The organism is Streptosporangium pseudovulgare, assembly GCF_014648055.1.
GTDB classification, from domain to species: domain Bacteria; phylum Actinomycetota; class Actinomycetes; order Streptosporangiales; family Streptosporangiaceae; genus Streptosporangium; species Streptosporangium pseudovulgare.
Window position 1 is genome coordinate 205,819 of the sequence record NZ_BMQJ01000015.1, and the last position, 21,794, is coordinate 227,612.

Annotated in this window: 13 protein-coding genes; 1 reads left to right on the forward strand and 12 read right to left on the reverse strand. The window is 73.9% G+C overall.

The window, feature by feature from the left end; all coding sequences use genetic code 11:
• Nucleotides 1–588 precede the first annotated feature (588 nt).
• The gene (locus tag IEZ10_RS27590) at nt 589–1,443 is read left to right on the forward strand and encodes a helix-turn-helix domain-containing protein (RefSeq protein WP_189249427.1); all 855 of its coding nucleotides are present in this window, start codon (nt 589–591) and stop codon (nt 1,441–1,443) included.
• A 159-nt stretch (nt 1,444–1,602) separates the two neighbouring features.
• On the opposite strand, the gene IEZ10_RS27595 is transcribed toward IEZ10_RS27590, so the two are convergent.
• The 12 genes from IEZ10_RS27595 to IEZ10_RS27650 all read right to left on the reverse strand — a co-directional run bounded on the left by IEZ10_RS27595 (nt 1,603) and on the right by IEZ10_RS27650 (nt 21,764).
• Nucleotides 1,603–3,030 carry a cytochrome P450 gene (locus tag IEZ10_RS27595; protein WP_189249428.1) on the reverse strand — a complete coding sequence of 476 codons (1,428 nt, stop codon included), beginning with the start codon at nt 3,028–3,030 and terminating at the stop codon, nt 1,603–1,605.
• Nucleotides 3,027–3,566: a flavin reductase family protein gene (locus IEZ10_RS27600; protein ID WP_308426314.1), complete on the reverse strand. Its 540-nt coding sequence runs from the start codon at nt 3,564–3,566 to the stop codon at nt 3,027–3,029. Before IEZ10_RS27600 ends, IEZ10_RS27595 begins: the two co-directional genes overlap by 4 nt.
• A gap of 21 nt (nt 3,567–3,587) precedes the next feature.
• A complete protein-coding gene (locus tag IEZ10_RS27605; RefSeq protein WP_179817973.1) occupies nt 3,588–4,022 on the reverse strand; it encodes an acyl-CoA thioesterase in 435 nt (144 codons plus the stop codon).
• A 3-nt stretch (nt 4,023–4,025) separates the two neighbouring features.
• On the reverse strand, nt 4,026–9,911 hold the full coding sequence (locus tag IEZ10_RS27610) for a type I polyketide synthase (protein WP_189249429.1): 5,886 nt from the start codon (nt 9,909–9,911) through the stop codon (nt 4,026–4,028).
• Entirely contained in the window at nt 9,908–10,879 is a 972-nt protein-coding gene (locus tag IEZ10_RS27615) for an enediyne biosynthesis protein (RefSeq protein WP_189249430.1), read from the reverse strand. The genes IEZ10_RS27610 and IEZ10_RS27615 overlap by 4 nt, the downstream gene beginning before the upstream one ends.
• Nucleotides 10,880–10,883: 4 nt before the next feature.
• On the reverse strand, nt 10,884–12,842 hold the full coding sequence (locus IEZ10_RS27620; protein ID WP_189249431.1) for an FG-GAP repeat domain-containing protein: 1,959 nt from the start codon (nt 12,840–12,842) through the stop codon (nt 10,884–10,886).
• The gene (locus IEZ10_RS27625; protein WP_189249432.1) at nt 12,839–13,810 is read right to left on the reverse strand and encodes a DUF1702 family protein; all 972 of its coding nucleotides are present in this window, start codon (nt 13,808–13,810) and stop codon (nt 12,839–12,841) included. The genes IEZ10_RS27620 and IEZ10_RS27625 overlap by 4 nt, the downstream gene beginning before the upstream one ends.
• A gap of 342 nt (nt 13,811–14,152) precedes the next feature.
• On the reverse strand, nt 14,153–15,142 hold the full coding sequence (locus IEZ10_RS27630; RefSeq protein ID WP_189249433.1) for a DUF1702 family protein: 990 nt from the start codon (nt 15,140–15,142) through the stop codon (nt 14,153–14,155).
• A 287-nt stretch (nt 15,143–15,429) separates the two neighbouring features.
• On the reverse strand, nt 15,430–16,287 hold the full coding sequence (locus tag IEZ10_RS27635; protein ID WP_189249434.1) for a hypothetical protein: 858 nt from the start codon (nt 16,285–16,287) through the stop codon (nt 15,430–15,432).
• A 166-nt stretch (nt 16,288–16,453) separates the two neighbouring features.
• Nucleotides 16,454–16,732, reverse strand: coding sequence for an acyl-CoA carboxylase epsilon subunit (locus IEZ10_RS27640; RefSeq protein ID WP_189249435.1), 279 nt, complete (start codon nt 16,730–16,732; stop codon nt 16,454–16,456).
• A 217-nt stretch (nt 16,733–16,949) separates the two neighbouring features.
• The gene (locus tag IEZ10_RS27645) at nt 16,950–19,733 is read right to left on the reverse strand and encodes a helix-turn-helix transcriptional regulator (protein ID WP_189249436.1); all 2,784 of its coding nucleotides are present in this window, start codon (nt 19,731–19,733) and stop codon (nt 16,950–16,952) included.
• Nucleotides 19,734–19,817: 84 nt separating this feature from the next.
• On the reverse strand, nt 19,818–21,764 hold the full coding sequence (locus IEZ10_RS27650; RefSeq protein ID WP_189249437.1) for a 2-isopropylmalate synthase: 1,947 nt from the start codon (nt 21,762–21,764) through the stop codon (nt 19,818–19,820).
• Nucleotides 21,765–21,794 lie beyond the last annotated feature (30 nt).

Below are 21,794 nucleotides of genomic sequence, written 5' to 3' on the forward strand. Positions count from 1 at the left end.
GGCATACGCTCGCCAGGTGACCAGCTCGCAGACCGGCGGCGAAGGGTCGCCGGCGGGCCGCCCCCGGGCCGCCTGCACCACCGGGCGGCCACCGGACCGCCCTGCCCGCCGCCCCTTCCCCGATCCGCCCGGCCCGCGGGGCCGGTCGCGATAGAAGCGCGATAGGAGCGCGAAGGAACGCGGGGGGACGCTAGGGGAAAGGCGCCCGGACGGGGCGCCGCCGCGGAAGAAGAGAGCCGCTCCGGCGGTCTTTTTCCGCCGCCCGCAGACGGCGGTGGAGATATCGGCAAGGCACCCGTGACCTGCCGGGGAGAACCCCGGACACGCTCCGCGCACACGCCGTCACGGATATATCGCCCGCGTATCGGGGCGAATTAATCGGCGTCGCGATGCAGCGCCGGACGGCCCCCACCGCGTGTACAGGTCGACGAAGAAAAAGGACGCAGGAAATAGATCCCAGGCCACTCCGGAGAAAGCGCTCGACAGCGCCGTCCGGACGCCGCCGAGCCTGGATGGATTCCGGCCTATTTCGAAGGCCCGTTCGTCCGGGCCTGTCCACCAGAAAGCCTCCGGACCCCAGGAGGAGCAATGGATGACGTAATCGAGCGAGCCGTTCTGCGGGTGATCGAGAGTATGCACGAGAACCTCGGCGATCAGATCACCGTCGACGACATGGCACGGACCGCGATGTTCAGCAAGTTCCACTTCTCCCGCGTCTTCCAGCGGGTGACCGGGCTGTCCCCGGGACGCTTCCTGTCCGCCGTACGGCTGGGCGAGGCCAAGCGGCTGCTCGCCTCGACCTCCCTGAGCATCACCAACATCAGCCACCAGGTGGGCTACTCCAGCGTCGGCACCTTCAGCTCCCGGTTCACCAGCAGCGTGGGCCTGTCCCCGAGCCGGTACCGGCTGCTGAAGAGCGTGACCGCGCAGTCCCTCGACGACGGCCGCGCCCGGGTCGCGCCGGGCCCGGCCGTGACGGTCCGCGGGACGGTCACCTCCCCGTTGAAGGACCGGCCGATCTTCGCGGGACTGTTCCCCGACCGGATCCTGGAGGGCCGCCCCGTCTGCTACACGCTGCTCGACGGCCCGGGACCGTACGTGCTGGAGAACGTTCCCGAGGGCCGCTGGCACCTGATCGCGCAGTCCGTCGCCCCCGGATACGAGGACGCCGTCCGGCACCGGCCGGGTGACGGCGACGCGCTCTGCCTGGCGCGCCGGCCGGTCACCGTGGGACCGGACGCCGGGCCCCAGCTCGCCGACGTCGAGCTGCGGCCGATGCGGCCGCTCGACCCGCCGGTGCTGCTGGCGCTGCGCGACCTGCTGTCGGCGTCGGACCCGGCGAGGACGGGCCGCCCGGCCGGGGAGGAGGAGCCGGACCGGCCGGCACGCGCGGTGTGCCCGGCGCACCCGGCGGGCACGCTGACCGGCGGTGGCAGGTACTGACCGGAGCGGAACGCGGCGGCCCCCGGGTGGTGGAGACACCACCCGGGGACCGTCGCGTTCCGCGTCCGCCGCGTCCCGCGCCCGTACGGAACGGCCCAGAGCACGCGGAAACGCCCGTGTGGCGGGCCCCCCTTCGCAGGGGCCCGCCGTACGGGCTCGTCACACCGCGCGGACGGTCATCGGCAGGCCGCCGCGGACCCGCAGGGAGAGCATGGCCTCCGGGAACGCCTCGCGGCCTGGCAGGCCGGCCAGGCGCAGCTCACGGGCGACCATGGCGATGACGAACGTCGCCTCCATCATCCCGAGGTGGTTGCCGACGCAGAAGCGCGGCCCCGCGCCGAACGGGATGTAGGCGTACCTGGGCCGGGCGGCCGGCCGCTCCGGGTCGAACCGCTCCGGGTCGAACCGGTCGGGGTCGTCCCAGAAGGCGGGGTGCCGGTGCAGGGTGTAGGTGCTGACCACGACGTCGGCGCCGGCGGGCACGTGGTAGCCGCCGACCTCGTCGGCGGCCAGGGCCTTGCGGGTCAGGGCCCACACCGGCGGGTAGAGGCGCATGACCTCCTCGACGACCATCGCCGTGTACCGCAGCCGGTGCAGGTCCTCGTAGCGGGGCAGCCGGTCGCCCAGCACGGCGACGGCCTCCTCGCGCAGCCGCTCCCCCACCTCCGGGTGGCGGTCGATGAGGTGGAAGGCCCACGACAGCGTGCTCGCCGTCGTCTCGTGCCCGGCCAGCAGCAGCGTGACCAGCTCCTCGCGGAGCCGCTGGTGGGCGGCGCGCGGGTCGCCCGACGGCGGCACGCCTGAGCCCAGCAGCCGCGCCACCAGGCCGTCGCCGTCCCCGCCGCCCCCGCCGTTCCCGGCGCTCCGGAGGTGGGAGGCGAGGAGGTGGTCGGCCACCCGGTACAGCTCCCGGCGGGCCCGGCGGAACCGCAGGTGACCGGGGAGCGGCAGCCACAGCGGCACCATGCTCAGCGACACCATCTCGAACATGGCCTGGTCCTGGACCGCCTCGAAGGAGTGCCCGATCGAGCCGAAGGCGCCGAGGTCGGCGTCGAGCAGGGTACGGCCCAGCACACCGAGGGTCAGTCCGGTCATCTCCTCGGCGATGTCCACCGGCGGCCCGCCCGCGTGGGCCCGCAGCCGCGCGACCAGGCCCGCCGCCTCCTGGGCGACGGCCTCGTCCTGGTGGGTGATCCGCTTGTTCTGGAACATCGGCTGGATGGTGCGGCGCTGCGCGCGCCACAGCTCGCCCTCGCTGGTCAGCAGCCCGTCGCCGATGACCCGGCGGGCCTCGGACAGGCCGATGCCCTTGTGGTAGTTGCCGCTGTTGTCGGCCAGGACGTGCTTGGCGTGGTCGGGATGGTTGAACAGGTAGATCGACTTCGGGCCGATGGACAGCCGGACCGCGTCGCCGTACCGGGCGGTGGCGTCGGCGAACAGCCCGATGCGGTCGGTCACGAGCTTGGCGAACAGGCCCGGCGTGGCGCTGAACGGGGGGCCGGGCGGCACCGCGCCGGTGCCGCCCGGGCGCGTGCCCCGCCGTGCCGCGGGGGCGGCGGGGCGGGTGCGCTCCCCGATCAGGCTCATGCCGGGACCTCCCGCCAGTAGGAGGTGACCTCCTGGAACTGGCCCCGGTAGACCAGCAGGCCGTCGCCGTCGGCCTGGTGCTCCATGCCCAGGACCTTCCCGATGAAGATCGTGTGATCGCCGCCGTCGTAGGAGCGCCACAGCTCGCACTCGAAGCGGGCGACCGTGCCGGCGATGAGCGGCACGCCGGTCAGCTCGCCGGTCAGCCACTCGACGGGGTCGAACTGCGCCATGCCCATCGGCCGGTAGCGGTTGGCGAAGTGCCGCGCCTCCTTCTCCTGGCGGGCTCCCAGCACCGAGACCCCGAAGAACCCCGTCATGCTGAGGCACTGGTGCATGACCGTCCCCCGGTCGATGCAGACCAGCACCAGCGGCGGGTCGAGCGAGACCGAGGTGAAGGAGTTGGCGGTCATGGCGTGCGGGACGGGCCCTCCCGTCGTCACCACGGTGACACCGGTGGCGAAGGCGCCGAACGCCCGCCGCAGCGCCTTGGCGTCATCCACCGTGGAAGACGTCATGGTTTGGTCGACTTTCACGCTGACCTCCTGGATCCGCGCCTAGTTGGCATACGGTTCGAGCGCCCGGACGAGCGGCTCGGGGACCCTGGCTGGTGCCGTGCGGGTGTTGGGTCCGCGCATGCAGGCCACCCGCTGTCTGCCGCGGGCGATGAGGATCTCGCCCTCGCCGTCGCCCTTGCCGAGCCGTACGTAGTCGAAGCCGAACTCCACCTGGGTCTGTCCCAGCTCCAGCAGGCGCATCCTGATGGACAGCTCGTCGAACGCGGTGATCTCGGCGAAGAACTCGCAGTCGACCTTGAGGGTGAACAGCTTCAGGTCGTCCTGCAGGTCGGCGAGGACCTCCGGGGCGCGTTCCTTGAGGAACATCTCCCGGCAGCGTCCCTGCCAGCGCAGGTAGTTGACGTAGTAGACGTTGCCCACGAGGTTGGTCTCCTCGAAACCGACCGTGTGCAGGTATTCGTAGTACTTGCTCATGGCCTATGACCGCCCTTCGGGCTGCTCGCTCGCGGCCGGCGTCCGTTCCCCGGCGCAGATCGCGAAGACGACGGGGTCGGGGGCGTCCCGCAGGGTCGTGACGAGCGTCGCGACCCGCACGCCCTCCGCGGCGAAGACGGCCCAGGCGCCGCTCCCCTCCCCCGTCAGGGTCAGGGACGACTCCCGGGGCAGGCCGGCCCGCGTCAGGGACGCGGCGGCCGCGGCGACGCGCGCGGCGGCGGTGTCGGGGCCGTCGCCGGTGGCGGCGGCGACCCGTTCGGCGAGCGGGGCGTGCGGGCCCAGCAGGGCCGTCCACTCCGCGGGCGTCCGCCCGGCGGCCGGCGTGACGTCGCAGCCGAGCGTGCCGGGGGCGGCGACGCAGAGCGTCACGCCGGGGCCGTGGGCGACGGAGACCGTCGCGCCGCCGGCCTCGCCGCCGATTTCACCGCCGGTCCCCGGCTCGCCGGGCGCGACCGGGCGGCCGAGCGCCCTGCCCAGCCCCACGGCCGCCCGCTCCCGGGCCGCCTCGTCGTCCGCCGCACCGGCACCGCCGACTGTGTCGGCAGTGCCGGCCGCGAAGGGCTCGACGGCGACCGCCACCCGGGCGCCGACGAGGTCCTCGACGGTCCGCTCCAGGTAGGAGCCGAGCAGCGGCGCCACCCAGGGGCCGCGTCCGTCCTTCTTCCGTACGGCCTGCAGCCGCAGGCCGTCCCAGCGCTCCACGACGTCGCCGGCCGGGGTTCGCACCGCGATGTCGTAGACGTACGTGTCGCCCTCGCGGCTGCGCTCGGTGGCGCAGTAGCGCAGCTCCCCGGCCGCGGCGAGCGCCGCGCCGCCCGCGTGCACCCGCTCGATCGCGGTGGGCAGCAGCGTGGCGTCCGGCACGCAGACCTGGTTGCCGTGCATGAGCGCGTCGCGCATGCCCGGGTCGCCGAGGAGCAGGTCTCCGGGGAGGTACCGGGCGAACCAGTCGCCGGACTCCAGCGCCGCGACGTCGGCGTCGACGTGGCGGGCCGCGGCCCGGTGGTAGCGGCGCAGCCGGTGGAAGCGCCGCCCCTGGAACAGCACGTCGCCGTACATCTCCGCCTCCGGGTCCAGCGGCACCGCGGGCAGGCCGTCGGCGACCTGTCCGGGCGGGCCCTGCGGCGCGGGTTCGTCGGTGTAGGCGAGCCGGGCACGGAAGTGGTCCACGTCGAAGCCGGTCTCGGCGCTGCGGATCGTCACCGCGACGGTGTCGTCGTCGGTGACGGCCGCGGCGATCCGGAGCGTGGTGCTGCCGTCCGGCGGCACGATGATCGGCCGCAGGAACTCGGCGTGCTCGATGACCGGCGCGCCCTGCCGTCCGGTGGCGGCGTGGGCGACCTGGGCCATGGCCTCCATGCCGATCACCGCCGGGAACAGCAGGTTGCCGTCGAGGAGGTGGTCGGCGAGGTAGAGATCGGTGCCGGGGTTGACCTCGACGTCGGTGACGAGCTCGACGTCGTGGTAGTGGATCAGCGGCTTGCCGACGAAGCGCAGCAGCGGCAGCGGCGGCAGGTCGTAGCGGACGGTGTCGATGCCCTCGGTGCGGCCGCTGATCACCACGACGGGCGGGACGTCGGGGTCGGCGACCAGGCGGCGCATGATCTGCACGCCCTGCTGCGGGGTGATCGGGCTGATGCCCTGGCGGGCCAGCCCCTCCACCACCGACAGCCGCTCGCCCATGCCGACGTCGGACCAGACCGACCACTCCATGCAGACGGCGCGGCAGCGGGGATGCTTGTCGGCCACCTCCCTGGTGAGTTCGGCCAGCCACTCGTTGGCGGTGGCGTAGTGGGCCTCGCCGTGCAGCCCGGCGCGGCCGATGATGCTGCCGAAGGTGACGAGCAGTCGCAGCCCGGCGGCGTCGACGGCGTCGAGCACGTTGCGCAGGCCGTCCACCTTGGGGGCGAAGGTGCGGGCGAAGGCCGCCATGTCGAGGCCGGTCAGCGCGGCGGGCTCGTTGCGGCCGGCGCCGTGCAGCACGGCGGTGACCGGCCCGAGCGCCGCCTGGACCTCGGTGACGGCGCGGCGGACCTGCTCGGCGTCGGTGACGTCGGCCCGGGCGTAGCGGACGGTCACCCCGGCCTCGGCCATCCGGCGGAGGTTGGCGGCCAGTTCGGCGTCCCCGGCCGGGTCGGACCGGCCGAGCACGGCCAGTCTGGCGCCGCTGTCGGCGGCGACCGCCAGGGCGCACTCGGCGGTGATGCCCTTGCCGCCGCCGGTGACCAGCAGGACGTCCCCGGAGCCGAGCGGCTGCTCGGTGCGGGCCGGCCGTACCGGAAGGGCGCGCATGGTGGGCACCCGCCGCACGCCCGCGGCGTCGTAGTACGCCTCGGCGTAGCCGGTGGTGGCCGCGACCTCGTCTACCACCCAGCCGACGGCCTCGGCGGCCGCCGGTACGTGCACGATGGTGACGCGGAGCTGCGGGGTCTCCAGCTGGAGCGTCTTGGCCAGGCCGGCCGCGCCCCGGCCGTGCTGCACCAGCACGAACCGGGTGCCCGCGGGGCCGGCGACGGCCGCCTTGGCGCCGAGCAGCGCCTGCTCCAGGTCTTCCCGCCGGCACTCCGGCGGTAGGCACACCAGGACACCGGATCCGACTCTCCCGTTCTCAAGGGCCTGGCGCAGCGGTTCGGCGATCGGGGAGCCGGCGCCGGCGAACAGCCGCCACCTGCCGCTCTCGCGCACCGCGGGCCGCTCCGGCAGCGGCATCTCGTCCAGGTCGAGGGCGAACGGCCGGGCCCAGGCCGCGGCGCCGGCCACGATCTTCGCGGGCTGCGCCTGGGGGGACTTGGCCAGGCCGTCGAGCGCCTCGCCCAGCTCCCGGAGGCTGGCGGTGGCGAGGTTCGTCGGGGCCTGCGCGGCGGGCACGCCCATCCGCTGGGTGGCCTGGTCGATGATGTGCATCACCGTGACCGAGCTGAGGTGCAGCTCGTCCAGCGGACGGCTGTCCTCGGTGACCATCTCCAGCGGCAGCTCGGCGCGCTCGGCGGCCAGGCGGCGCAGCAGGTCGATGGTCGACTCGCCGTTCTGCCCGGCCCCGCTCTGGCCGTTCTGCCCGTGCTGCCCGTTCTGGCCGGGTCCGGCGGTCCGCTCCGCGGCCGCCGGCGCCGTCGCCGGGTCCGCGACGCGGTGGGCCGCGCCGATCCCGATCTGCGGCGCCTGCTCGGTGGGGCTGGCGAAGAAGGAGAACTCCGCGCCCACCTCCAGGGGCCGGACGAGGCGGCCGTGGAACAGCTCCTCGTGGGCGAGGGGCACACCGGTGACGTAGGCGGCGCCGGCCACGCGCAGCAGCGAGGTCAGCGACTCGTCGTCGGTGTCCAGCGCGACCACCGGCACGTCGGTGATGTTCGCGGCCAGGCCGCTGAGCACCCGTCCCGGGCCGACCTCGACGAACAGGTCGACGTCGGGGGCGGCCTGCCGTACGGCCTGGGTGAACCGCACGGGCTCGGTGATCTGCCGCCGCAGCAGCGCCGGGACGTCGGTGTCCGGCGCCAGGTCCTCCCCGGTGACGGTGGAGACGACGCGGCGGTCCATCGGCCCGAACTCCTCGTCGGCCAGGCGGGCGCCGAGGACCTCGGCCGCCGGGGCGACCAGCGGCGAGTGGAAGGCGTGCGACACCCGCAGCCGGGTCCAGGTCAGGCCGGCCTCGGCGGCCCGGCGCCCGACCGCCTCGACCGCGTCGACGGGCCCGGCGACGACGGTCTGGCCGGGTCCGTTGTAGCCGGCGATGACGACGGGCAGGTCACCGATCAGGCCGGTCACCGTGCCGGGGGTGGCGCGGACGCCGGCCATGGTGCCCGAGGCGCTGTGCTCGGTCATGGCCTGCCCCCGCACGGTCGCCACGCGCAGCAGGGTGTCCTCGTCCATCGCGCCGGCCCAGTGCAGGGCCGACAGCTCGCCCAGGCTGTGGCCGAGCGCGACGTCGGCCTCCACGCCCAGCAGGGCGAGGGCGCGCAGGCCGGCCATCGAGCCGGTGACGATGCGCGGCTGGGCGACGGCGGTGGCCACCATGTCGCCGCCCGTGGGCAGCGCGGCCCGCAGGTAGATCTCCTCGACCTCGGTGAAGCGGCGGCGCAGCGCGCCGCCGCTGGTGCCGCGGCCCGACCCCTGGCCGGGGAAGAGGTAGCCGACCCGGGCCGGGCCGCCGGCCCGGCCGAGGAAGGCGCGGCCGTCCGGGGCGAGCATGGTGGTCTCGCCCGCCTCCAGCGCGTTGATCAGGCGCTGGAGCTGCCGCTCGGCGTCCTCCGGCGAGGTGACGACCACCGCGGCCCGGTACGGCAGGTCGCGCAGCTCCCGCTGGAGCGTCGCGGCCAGGTCGGCGAGCTGGGCGTAGGACACCTTCGGCGCGAAGTCCGCCAGCTCGGCGAGCCGCTCGCGCAGCGCCTGCGGCGAGGCCGCGTCGGCCAGCAGCAGCTCGGCGTCCTGCAGCGAGGCGGCCAGGGCGCGGGTGCGGCCCGGCAGCGGGGAGCGCCGCCGGGGGGCGGCGTTCTCCAGCACCACGTGGGTGTTGATGCCGCCGAAGCCCATGGCGGTGACGCCGGCCCGCAGCGGGGCGCCGTCCGGCCAGGGCTCGGCCTTGCGCAGCACGCGCAGGGCCGCGCCCTCCTCGGCCAGCACCGGGTGCGGGTCGACGCAGCCGACGGTGGGGGGCAGCACCTGCCCGTGCACCGCCATCACGGCCTTGATCAGGCCGGCCACGCCGGCCGCGGCCTTGGCGTGGCCGATCATGCCCTTGATCGAGCCGACCGCGGCGGGCGCCGCCGAGGGGTCGGCGGCGGCCCGGGCGCCGGACAGCGCCTTCAGCTCCGTCGCGTCGCCGAGGGCGGTTCCGGTGCCGTGGCCCTCGAACAGCGCGACGGTCTCGATGCCGAACCCGGCCCGTTCGTAGGCGCGGCGCAGGGCGAGCTGGTAGCCGCTGACCTCCGGCCGGGTCATGCCGCCCCGGCCGTCGGAGGAGATGCCCCAGCCGGCGACGGTGGCGTAGATCCGGTGCCCGGCGGCCAGCGCGTCGCTCTCGCGCATCAGGACGACCATGCCGCAGCCCTCTCCCGGCCAGAAGCCGTTGGAGTGGCGGTCGTAGAGGCGGAAGTCGTTCTTGGCCAGCGCCCCGGTCTTGGCGAAACCGACGATCTCGAACGGGTCGATGGACAGGTCCACCCCGCCGGCGACGGCGACGTCGATGTCGCCGTCGGCCAGCGCCTTGCCGGCGGTCACCACCGACAGCAGCGACGACGAGCAGGCGCCGTCCACGGTGTAGCCGCCGCCGTTGAGGTCGAAGTGGTTGCAGATCCGCCCGGCGATGGTGTTGGACAGGCCACCGGCGAGGGTGTCCTCGTCGATGGGCGGGAACGGGCTCTTGTAGGCGGCCTCGTAGTCGGCGAGGAACGCCTCCAGCCGCTCGTCGTCCCAGCCCTGCTCCTTCAGCGCCGCGGCGAGGGTCCGGCGCACGTACGGCCAGCGCAGCCGCAGCACGTTGGCCCGGGTGAACTCGCCGGTGAGGGTGTTGCCCACCACCACGCCGGTGCGTTCGCGGGGCAGGCCCTCGGCGTCGGGGAAGCCGGCGTCGGCCAGCGCCCGGCCGGCCGTGTCGAGGGCGAGCCAGTGGGTCAGGTCGGTGGAGCGGTAGGTGCTGCCGGCGACGCGGTAGGCGAGCCGGTCGAACTCGTAACCCTCGATGACCGCGGCGGTGCGGGCGTAGAAGCGGTCCGGGGCCGAGGGGTCGGGATCCCAGTAGTCGTCGAGCCGCATCCGCACGTCGGGCAGCCGGCGGAAGGCCCGCCGGCCGGCGACGGCGTTCTCCCACAGCTCCCGCGGCGAGGTGGCATCCGGGTAGCGGCATGCCATGCCGACGATGGCGAGCCTGGTCATACCTTCGCGACCTCTTTCCGGGCCGGGGCGAGGGCCTGCTCGGCCGCCGCGCTGACCTGGGCGGCGTCCCGCTCGCGGGCCTTGGCGACGATGTGCAGGGACCACAGGAAGGCGCCGCGGATCAGACAGACCGTGGCGGTGGCGAAGAAGATGCCGTAGGGGATGCTCATGCCGGTCAGCAGGCCGTACACCAGTGCGACGCCGCCGCCGAAGGCGACCTGCGACAGCGGCTTGGACGGCGTGGTGCCCGGGTCGGTGATCATGTAGTTGGTGAACAGGACGAACGCCACGCCGGTCATCATGGCCAGGCCGCCGAGGAGGGCGACGTCGTCGAGGATGACGCTGCGCACGACGGCCTGCAGGGCGAAGCCGATCACCCAGGCGCCGATCAGCCACATGCGGTTGGTCAGCTTGGCGTTCAGCATGGTGCCGAAGACGATGATCACGCAGGGGATGATCCAGTCGATCGGGTTGGTGACGTTCTCGCTGAAGTGGTACGGCGGCGCGATGCTGGCCCACGGGAACAGCAGCAGGATGACGGCGATGCCGAAGTTGGAGGGGTTCATCACGTGGCGCAGCCGGCCGCGGACGGGTGCCCGGATGACCCACTTGGTGCCGACGGCGACGACGACGCCGAACATCATCACCAGGATCTGGTCGTTGACGTAGATCAGCATGTTCATCGCGACGCCGCTGATGTGCGCCGGGTAGAGGAACTCCACCAGGCCGCGCAGGCCGTTGCCACGGAAGCGCGGGGTGCGGCCCTCGACCTTGGCGCCGATCAGCTCCAGGACGATCTCGGTGGTGTAGGCGGTCGCCAGGGCGGCGAAGGGCCACGTCCAGGGCTGCTCGAATCCGAGGACCGTGTAGCCGAGGATGTTGAAGACCGAGATCGAGATGGCGAACCGGCGCAGGGCCGTGATGACCTTCGGGTCGTGCCGCGGGGGCGTCTTGGCTTTCTCGGTCATGTCGTCACTGCTCCTTCGCTTGCGAGCCGAGCTGCACGGTGTGCCGGCCCGGGGTCAGCTGAAGATCCTGCTCGTGGACCTGTCCGGTCCGGTCGCGCCAGGTCAGGCGCACCGGCAGCGGGCCGGTGACGTCCCGGCCGAGGCCGATGTGCACCTCGTGGCCGCGCCGGCCGGAGTGGCCGCTGCCGCCGTCGACCTTGCCGATGGCGACGCGGCCGCCGGGGAGGGTCACCTTCACCTCGGCGCCGATCACGGGCGAGGCGGCGGACGGGGCGGCGCCGGCGGCGTTCTCGTGGTTCAGCCGCAGCTCCAGGAACGCGCCGGGGGACGGGCTCTGGTTGTGGTAGAAGACCGGGGCGTCCCACTGGCGGGCGACCGCGATGTCGAGCCGGCCGTCGCCGTCGGCGTCGCCGGTGGCGATGCCGCGGGTGGGCACGGGCACGGCCATGCCGAGCTGCGGGGACAGGTCGGCGTAGCGGCCGGTCTTGGCGTCCTTGACGAAGAAGGCGAGCGTCTGGTTGCCGCCGATGTCGGCGCCCTCGTGGACGGTCGGCCAGGAGTGCGGGTTGCGCAGCACGCCGTCGTTGGCGGTGGCGAGCTCCTGCAGCTGCGGCCAGCGGTTGACGTCGCCCTTGACGAAGCCGGTGGCCTGGACGATCGCCGGGACGCCGCCGTTGTCGAAGTCGTCGATCTTGACGTCCCAGCCCCAGCCGGACCACGCGGTGTGGCTCGGGGCGCTGCGGTCGGCGAACGGCGCGACGCCGCGCTTCAGCTCGGAGGCGACCTCGGCCCGGTCCTTGGCGGTGGACATGAACTGGAAGTTGCTCTCCTCGATGCCGAAGGAGGTGGTGATGTTGCTCACGAAGATGTCGTAGAGGCCGTCGCCGTCCAGGTCGCCGAAGTCGGAGCCCATGCCCTTGAAGGAGTCGTGGCCCAGGACCTTGGACTTGGGCACGATCGGCGAGGACTCGCCCTCGGCGAGGGAGAAGGCGATGTGACCGGGGGTGGAGCGGTTGTACAGCAGCCGGTCCCGGCCGAAGTCGTTGTTCAGGAACAGCTCGGGCAACTGGTCGCCGTCCAGGTCGGCGGTGCTGGCGCCGAGCTCCCAGCCCTTGGAGACGTTCTTCGGCAGGACGTCGTCGAGCTTGGTGAAGGCGACCGTCGGCCGCTCGCCGGCGGTGGCGCCGGTCCAGCGGAAGAAGTAGTTCTCACCGCCGTTGACGGCCGCCGACATGGAGTCGTTCATCTCCACGCCGCCGTTGACCTTCGGGTCCAGGACGGGGCCGTGCGGGAAGTAGTTGCCGATGAAGACGTCCACGTGGCCGTCACCGTCGAAGTCGGCGGCGGTGGCGGTGTTGCTGTTCCACTGCGGACCGGTGTACTTGGCCGTGCCGACGCCCGGCACCAGCTCGGTGGGCACGTAGGCGTCCGCGGCGAGCTGCGTGGCGCCGCTCTTCGCGAGGTAGACGATCGGCGTGCGGCCCCAGAAGTAGACCAGCAGGTCGGTGCGGCCGTCCTCGTTGTAGTCACCGGGCAGGCAGCCCATGGGGGCCATCGTGTCGCTCATCGGCAGCGAGCCGGGGTTCAGCGCGAACGGCCGGTAGCGGTCGGAGCGCGCGCCGGGGGTGGGGGTCACCACGACCTGGTCGATCCGGGTGTCGGTGACGCACAGGTCGTTGGACAGGCCGTCCATGTCGAGGTCGTTCATGGCGATGCCGGCCCCGACCGAGGAGATCCAGGCGTCGATGTTGCTGTAGCGCTGGTTCACCTGGCGGATCGTCTTCTGCGGGTACCCGGCGGGCAGCGCGATGCTCATCGGCTCGAACGCGTAGGCGCTCGCCAGGCCGTCCTTCTCCTCGTCCGAGGCGAAGGACGGGCGGCCCGCCGCGAAAAGGGCCGCCATCATGACGAGGGCGACGATTCCCGGCAGTTGCCTGCGCAGCCAGCCAGCTGTCGTGGTCACGGAGTAACACCTCCAGCAAATGCGAACTCATTGGCGATACGGCGCCGCCACACCTCGTAGGCGGGCAGGTCGCCCGTAACGGGCCCGTCGGGGCGGGTCCGGCGGCTGATCAGGGCGGCGTCCTCGGGCGTGGTGCCGCACAGCACCCGGGTCGCGACCTCGTTGTGCGGCACCAGCAGGCCGGCGCGGACGCGGGCCTCGGCCGCGAACGAGCTGCCCTGGGCGAGCTGCGGCCGGTACGTCCCGGCCCGCTCGCGCAGCTCCAGCAGCTCGTCCTCGGGCGCGCCGCCCGCGTAGGTCGCGGCCAGGCCGACGCCGGCGTACAGGTCGGCCCGGCGCGAGCGGGGGAACCGCTCGACCAGCGAGACGACCTGCTCGACGTCGGTGCCGCCGACGAACCACAGCGCGCGGCCGATGCCCTGGTCGATGGCGCGGGCGGCGTACGCCTCGGGCCCGCCGGCCGGCCAGGGGAAGCGCGTCTCGCGGTACTGCTCGTGCACGTACCGCTGCGTGTGGAAGTAGGCCTGGTGGAAGCCGTAGCCGTCGTGGACGAGCCACAGCAGCAGCGGGTCCAGCCCGCGGCTGTCCGGCCACAGGAAGCGCGGCAGCCGCGCCATGGCCCAGCCGATGCCGACGTAGATCATGTAGTTGTGGGCGTCACCCCGTCCGGCGAGGGAGTCGGCGGTCCGGTGCCCGCCGCCCGGCGTCAGCCGGTCGAGGATGGCGAAGGCCATGCCGGCGCCCTCGTAGGCGAAGCCGCGGAAGCGCCGGGGGATCTCCTCCAGGCGTTCCTCGGCCTCGGCCGCGGAGCGGGTCTCGGCTGCGAAGGCGTAACCGGTGAGAAAAGTCTCGCCGACCGTCTCCAGCAATTCCCGGGACGCGTCGTCCTTCACGTGGAAACCCCGGGTGGCAAGTTTCGTCTCTGATATGTCCGGCGTCAGGACGCGACGCCTCAATGACCGGAACATGCTGGTCAACCCAACCCCTCCACCCCTCGTCAATGGATGTCCTTCATAAATTCACGCATATGCCGAGCTGCGCTCTCCACTTCGGAAGTGCTGATCCGGAGCGCTTTTCCCGAGAGCACGTCCTTTCTCCGAAAACCGGAAAACGGGCCGGGAAAACCATTCATGAATCACGCTGTGAGTTCATCGGGCGTCACCGCCGGACGCCACGGCGGGCGGTGGGGCCCGGCGCCCGGCGGCCCGGTGATCCGGTGGCGCGGGCCCGGTGGCCGGGGCCCGGCGGCGCGGTGGCGCGGGCCCGGTGGCCGGGGTCCGGTGCGGTCGCCCGAGCGCTGCGGCCCGGCGTCAGCGCCCGACGCGGTCGGCCGCGAAGCGGGCGTGGATCCGCCGCCGCCACACCTCGTACTGCGGGACCGGGCCGGAGCCGTAGGGATCGACGGCGGTGTCGTCGGCGAGCGCGACCGCGTCGGCGACCGACAGGCCGGTCAGCGCGGCGGTGGCGGCCGCGGTGTGCTCGGGGACGAACCCGGCGTGGTCGCGGGCCTTGACCGCGAAGACCGCGCCCAGTGCCAGTTCGGCCCGGTGCTCGCCGGCCTCCTCCCCCATCGCGGCGAGTTCCCCGGTCCCGCAGCCGCCGGCGAACGTCGCCGCCAGGCCGACGCCGCTCCACAGGTCGGCCTGGCGTCCGTCGGCGAAGCGGCGCACCGCGGCGGCGACGTCCGCCGTCCGCGCGCCGTGGATGAACCACAGGGCGCGGCCGATGCCCTGGTCGACGGCCCGGGGGAAGTAGCCGGGCGACCCCTCCCAGGCGTAGGGGGCGGGCACCCGCTGCTCGTCCACCCAGCGCCGGGTGTCGAAGTAGGCCCGGTCGAATCCGTAGCCGTCCACCGCGAGCCAGCTCATCGTCGGGTGGTACGGCGTCTCGCCCAGGTCGGGGACGACCTTCTTCCACAGCGGCCGGGGCAGCCGCGCCATGGCGAAGCCGATGCCGATGTAGGTGAGGAAGATGTGCGGGCGGCCGGGGCCGAGCAGCAGGTCGCGGGTACGGTGGCCGCGGCCCCCGCCCATCGCGTCGAGGACGGTCAGCGCCATCGTGGCTCCCTCGTAGGCGAAGCCGCGCAGCTCCACGTCGATCATGCCCAGCCGCCGCTCGACCTCCCACTGGTTCCGCGCGTCGATGCCCCACTCGAAGCCGCACACGACGGACTGCGGGATGGCCTCCAGCCGTTCGGCCGCCGGTGACGACGCGCCGGGGAAGCCGCGTACCGCGAACGTCACGTCCGCCAGGGACGGTGCCAGCAGCAACCGGCGGAACGAGCCGAAGAATGTCGACATGGCGCTCTCCTCAACCGCCCGGGAGGCCCGGGGACCACCGCCGCGGGCGTCCCCGGCGTGCGGGGAGACGCCCGCGCACACCACTCAGGATGCGACCGGCGGCCCGCTCGGGCTTTTCGCAGAATGCGGGGCCGGTGCACGCGGTGGCGGTCCGCACGAACGGAGAAGGGCACGCGGGGCGGGGCCGCCTCCCGGGCGGGGACGGAGAGGGTGGATCCGGCGGAGCCCGGGGCCGCCTCCCAGGCGGGGGGCGGCGGTGGGGCGAGCGGCGGGGAGGCTCCCGGCGGTCAGGAGGCGAGCATGTCGAGGATGCTCCCGACGAAGAAGAGCGCGAAGGCCGCCTTCCGGAACCCGTGGAACGGCCGGGCGCTCCGCAGTGTGGCGGCGAGCCGCCGCAGCGCCCGTCCGAGGAGCCATCGCCAGGCCGCGGCGGCTCTCAGGCGCGACACGGTGGAGAGGGTGAACAGGAGCAGGACGGTCGCGGCGATCATGACCATGAACGCCCACGGCATGGCCGCCGAGCTCGTCCTGACGGCGCCGAAGACGAACACCATCGCGATGAGCACGCCGGCCAGGGCGACCAGGACACAGCCCTCGTTTCTGCCGGCCCGCTCCGCCTCGGTGAACAGCGCGCGGTCGGGACCGCTGAGGTGACTCGACAGGAACTCGGCGGCACGGTCCCTCGCGTGCGTGTACTCGTTCTCGTCTCCGGCGTAGACGCGCAGCTCGTCGATGACCGTGCGGTGGAAGCTCCGGTAGACCTCCAATGTGACGTCGAGTCCCTCGGGCACCCGGCCGGGGGGCGTGGCGTGGACGGAGATGCCGCTGATCGTGCCGCCGGCGGTCGACGCCGACCACACGGTGGCCATGTCCTCGGTGACGGTCTTGTGGAGCGCGGACAGCCGGGCCACGTCGCGTTTGTGGCGGCCTTGGGCGAGGGTTCGCCCGGCGCGTTCCTGGTTCGCCTCGCCGCGCCGCCTGACCTTGTCGGGGTCCAGCAGGTCCAGGCCGACGGAGAGCCCCGCGAGGAACAGGAGCCCCTTCCCGAACCGGCCGACCGTCAGCATCCTGATCCCGTACAGGTCCATGCCGGTGGTCGACTGTCCGTCCAGCCAGGTCGAAAGGACGGTCGCCAGATCGCTCATGGGGCGTATTCAACCGGAATGATCACCGATCGGACTGCGGATCGGGATTTTCCCGCCGAAACGACCGGACCGTCGGCTTTACCGCGGGCACGACCGGGCCATCGGCTTTACCGCGGGCACGACCGGGTCTCCGGCCGGGGGGCGCGGCGGACCGCGCCCGGGCGGGTCAGCGGGCGGCCGCGGCGGGCAGGGCCGGCCCGGTGCTCCAGGCGCCCCAGACGCTCCAGGCGGAGCCGGCGTCCCAGTTCGTCCCGGCGCTCCAGGCCGGTTCGGCGTGCCAGGCGGACCGCGGGCGGCCGGCCCCGGCGATCTCGGCGATCTCGGCGGCCTCGGCTGCCGCCGCCGCGGCGGCCGCGGCCCGCGCGGTGAGGACCGCGACGACCGCCGCCAGCTCCTCCGCTGTCGGGTTGCCCCGCACGACGGTCAGGACCGGGTTCTCCTCCACGGCGCACCTCCGGCTACGAAGGTCGCACCCGGCGGCGGCGGCGCGCACCTTCGGAAATGCCCTCCCGGGCCCGGCGGGTTTCGGGGTCCGAACGGACCCGGGAGGGGTTCGAGGGCCCGCACGGGCCGGGGCGGGCCGCGCGGGCCTCCGGCGGACGCCGCACGGCGGTGCGTACGGCGGTGCGTACGGCGGGCGCCGTACGCACCGGAGCGGGGTCTCAGACGACGAGCTGGTCACCGAACTCCAGGACGAGCGGCAGGTCGGCGCGGCGGCTGATGTTGAGCTTGCGGTAGGTGCGCGTGAGGTGCTGCTCGACCGTGCTGATCGTGATGTAGAGCTTGGCGGCGATCTCCCGGTTGGTGTAGCCGGCCGCGGCCAGGGCGGCGACCCGCCGCTCCGCGTCGCTCAGCATGCCGATCATGTCCCCGGCGGGCACGGCCGGCGGCGAGCCGGGGTCGTCGGCCCGCGACAGCGTCCCGGCCAGCGGCTGGGCGTGGCACTCCATGGCCACGGCCCGCGCCCGCCCGGCGATCGTCTTGGCGCGGCGGTGCTCGCCGAGCGCCTCGTAGACCTCGACCAGGTCGAACAGTGCGCGGGCCAGCTCGTACCTGTCCCCCGCGGCCTGGAGGTACTCGGTCGCCTGGCGCAGCAGCGGGGGGCGGCGGCGCAGCTCGGAGGCGGCGGCCAGCAGCCGGAGCGCGGCGCCCCGGCCCCGGGTGGCGCCGGGGCCGCACAGGTCGAGCTGGGCCTGGACGAGCTGCCGGGCCTCCTCCGCCTGGCCCATCCGCAGGCACGCCTCGGCGGCGTCGGCCCGCCAGGGGATCAGGCCGGGCGTGTCGAGGTTCCAGGCGGCCATCAGGTCGCCGCACCGCTGGAAGTCGCGCAGCGCCAGCGCGAAGTAGTCGGTGGCCAGGCTGTGGCGGCCCCGGGCGTGCAGGTAGTGCAGGCCGTAGCGGGTCTGGAACATCGCCTCGGGCACCGGCCGGTCCAGGTGCTCGCGCACCGCGTCGTACTTGCCCATCGCGGTGAGCGCGAGGATCAGGCTGCTCAGCGGCCCGCCGATGGCGACGCCCCAGCTGCTCACCGGGATGATGTCCAGGGCCAGGCGCGCGTGGTGCTCGGCGGCGGGCATGTCGCCCTGGCGGACGGCGATCTCGGCGCGGATCGCGGCGAGCCGGGCCTGGCGGCTCGGCGCCTGCCGGGACGACGCCTCGACGCTGAACAGGTCGCACCAGGGGGCCACCCGCTCGCAGCGGCCCGCGTAGGTGAGGGCCAGCAGCGAGTTCTCGACGGTGTCGAGCGTCATCTCGTCCAGGCGGGAGTCCTCAAGGATCCGCTCGACGGCGTCCATGTCCTCCTCGCGCGGGCCCCGGGTGAGGACCTCGGCCAGCGCGAGCGCCGACTCCAGCCGCCGGCTGACCGACACCGAGACCATGGTCGCCAGGCCCTGGTCGCCGGCGAGGTGCCGCAGCCGGTCGAGGAAGGGCGGGTGGGTGGCGCGCAGCCACAGCTGGCTCACCACGAGCTCGGCGGCCGTCTCGGGGTCCGCCGCGGCGCCCGGCCGGTTGAGCTGTTCGAGCACGTCGCGCGCGTCGTCGAAACGGCCGTACCACAGCAGCGCCCGGGCCAGCACGACGGCGTCGACGCCGCGCAGGCTGCCCCGGTTCATCGCCTCGGCCAGCTCGGCGAGGTGCCCGGTCGGCGCGGCCGGGTTGATCCGCCACTCGGCGCGCACCAGCATCGTCATGATCTTCGCGCGCTGGGTCTCGTCGGCGCACTCGCGCCAGGCCATGCGCAGGTAGTCGACCGCCGCCTCCACCCGCCCGGTGCGCAGGGCGCTCCTGGCGGCCTCCTCCAGGATCGGCACGACCCAGGGGGCCTCGACCCGGCCGGCCCGCAGCAGGTGCCCGGCGATCACCGCCGGGGAGGAGCCCAGGTCGTAGCCCAGCTCCGCGGCCCGGCGGTGCAGGTCCGCCCGTTCCTGGGCGTCCGTTCCGGCGAGGACGGCCTCGCGGACGGCGTCGTGCCGGAACCTGCCGAGGGTGAGCAGACCGGCGGCGCTGAGGGAGTGCAGTTCCCTGCCGACGTCGGGGCCGGGCAGGCCGAGCAGCCGGTCGAGCGACTCCGGCTCGCCGAGGATCGCCAGGCCCCGGGCGACCCGCATGGTCTGCTCGTGGCCGCGCTGCAGGCACGACAGCACGGCCTGGCCGTAGTGGTCGCCGGCGGTGACCCCGTCCGGCGGCTCGTCCGCGGCGGACCGGGCGAGCTGCCGGTAGTCGTCGGCCAGGGCGCCGGCCAGCAGGGGGTTGCCGCCGCTGAGGGCGTACCACTCGTCGGCGAGCCGGTCGGCCGTCTCCCGGCCCGCCTCCTCCTCGACGAGGGCGGCCACCCCGGCCCGTGACAGCCGGGTGAGCTGGATGCGGCGGCAGTGCGGCTGGCGGACCAGCTCGGTCTGGAAGAAGCCGTCGGCCCAGCGGCCGTGGTCGGCGTGGCCGAACACCATCACGATCCGGGCGAGCCGTACCCGCCGCGCCAGGTACGCCAGGCAGAGCAGGGAGGCGCGGTCGGCGTGGTGCACGTCGTCGACGATGATCATGAGCGGGTACCGCTCCGACAGCTCCAGCAGGACGGTGCACAGGACGTGGACGGTCTGGGCGTCGATCTGCCGGCCGCCGGTGTCCTCCGGCTCGGCCGCGAGCACGGTGCGCGCGCCCTCGCTCAGCAGCGCCAGCGCCCGGTCGCGCTCCTCGGGGACCAGCGGCGCGTCCTGGATGAGCTGGCCGAGCACGCCCAGGGGCAGGTCCCGTTCCATGCGGGAGCCCGTCGCGGTGACGGCCAGCGCGCCCCGCTCGATGGCCTGCTCGGCGAACACGTGCAGCAGCGCGCTCTTGCCCGTCGCGACGGCGCCGCCGACCAGCGCCACCTTGCCCCTGCCCAGCACCGCGCTGTCGAGGAGGGCCTGCAGGCAGGCCAGCTCCTCCTCCCGCTCGACCAGTTTCATCGTCGCTTCCCTCCTCGGCCCCGCCCTCACCGGGGTTCTCCGTCTCGTCGCGCCGTCATCCGGCCGGTCACCGCCCGCCGGTCGTCACCGTCCCGCCGTCGTCCGCGTGCTCCTCGCCCGCGCGCTCCTCGTCCGCGTGTTCCTCGTCCAGGTGAGCGTCCCCGGCTCCGCCGCGGCGCCCGTCGCGACACCCGCCGTGGGCACCGCCGTGGGAGCCGCCTCCGCGGAGGCCGCCGGGGTCGTCGGGGCCGCCGTACGGCGCGCCCGTTCCCGCCGAGACCTGGCGACGGCGGAGGCGGCGGCCGACAGCGCGGCGGCCCGCAGGTCCGGCCCGATCCCGGCCCCCCAGAAGACCGTCCCGCCCGCCTGGAGCTCGGCGTAGACCGCGACCTCGCGGAGCCCGTGGAGCCCGCCGCCGTCGGTGTCCTCGCGGGGTTCACCGGCCCGGCCGCCCCCGGGGAGCGGGCGCGCCTCCCGCCGGGCCGTACGGCCGTCGCCCGCCGGGCCGGTGTGGTGGACGGCGCGCACCCGCAGTCCCCGCCGGGCGAGCTCGGCGCGTACGGTCCGCACCGCGTCGGTCCGGTCCCCCCCGGCGTCGAAGCCGCCGCCGTCGACGTGCAGGACCACGGCCGCCGGGACCCCGCCGAAGACCGTGGCGACGGTCTCCGCGGACGGAGCGGACGGATCGGGCGCCGCGCCGATGACGTACTCGCGCTCGAAGCACTCCCGCAGCCGGTCGGGGCCGATCTCCCCGCCTTCGGCGTCGGCCAGCGCCTGCACCGTCCGGGCGAACTCCACCCGCAGCGCGCGGGGCGGGTTCAGCCCGTGCCGGGCGCTCATGACGTAGGCCAGGCCGCCCTTGCCGGACTGGCTGTTGATGCGCACGATGGCCTCGTAGGTCCGTCCCACGTCCTGCGGGTCCAGCGGCAGGTACGGCAGGCGCCACGGCAGCTCGGCCGGTTCGGCGCCCGCCTCGGCGGCCTCCCGCTCCAGGGCGTCGAAGCCCTTGTTGATGGCGTCCTGGTGGGAGCCGGAGAACGCGGTGTAGACGAGGTCGCCGCCGTAGGGGTGGCGCGGGTGGACCGGGATCCCGGTGCACCGCTCGACCGTGCGCCGGACCCGGTCGAGGTCGCGGAAGTCGACACGGGGGTCGACGCCCTGGGTGAGCAGGTTCAGTCCGAGGGTGACCAGGCACACGTTGCCGGCCCGTTCCCCGTTGCCGAACAGGCAGCCCTCGATCCGCTGGGCCCCGGCCAGCACGGCCAGCTCGGCGGCGGCGACGCCGGTGCCGCGGTCGTTGTGCGGGTGGACCGACAGGCACAGGTGCTCGCGCCGCGACAGGTTGCGGTGCATCCACTCGATCTGGTCGGCGAAGACGTTGGGGGTGGACCGCTCGACCGTGGTGGGGAAGTTCAGGATGATCTCCCGCCCCGGGCCGGGCTGCCACACGTCCATGACGGCCTCGCAGACCTCCAGCGTGAAGTCCGGCTCGGTGTCGGCGAAGTGCTCGGGAGAGTACTGGAAGCCCAGGTCGCAGCCGTCCAGGAACCGCTCGGCGTACTTCGTCACCAGCCGGGTGCCCCGTACGGCGAGGTCCTTGCACTCGTCGCGGTCCATGCCGAACACCCGGCGGCGGAACCACGGCGACGTCGCGCTGTAGAGGTGTACGGTGGCCCGCCGCGCCCCCGCCAGGCTCTCCACGGTGCGTTCGATCAGCTCCTCGCGCGCCTGGACGAGCACCGAGACGCGGACGTCGTCGGGGATGAGGTCGTCCTCGATGAGCATCCGGACGAAGTCGTGGTCGTCGCGGCTGGCGGCGGGGAAGCCGATCTCGATCTCCTTGTAGCCCATGCGCACCAGCAGGTCGAACATCACCAGCTTGCGCGCCGGGGTCATGGGGGCGGCCAGCGCCTGGTTGCCGTCCCGGAGGTCGGTGGAGAGCCAGCGGGGCGCGGCGGTGACGGTGGCGTCCGGCCACGTGCGATCGTTCAGGGGAACCTGGGGGAATGCGGTGTACCGTCCGGTATTCACTGTCGGAGCCCTTACCTGCGTGAACCTGGT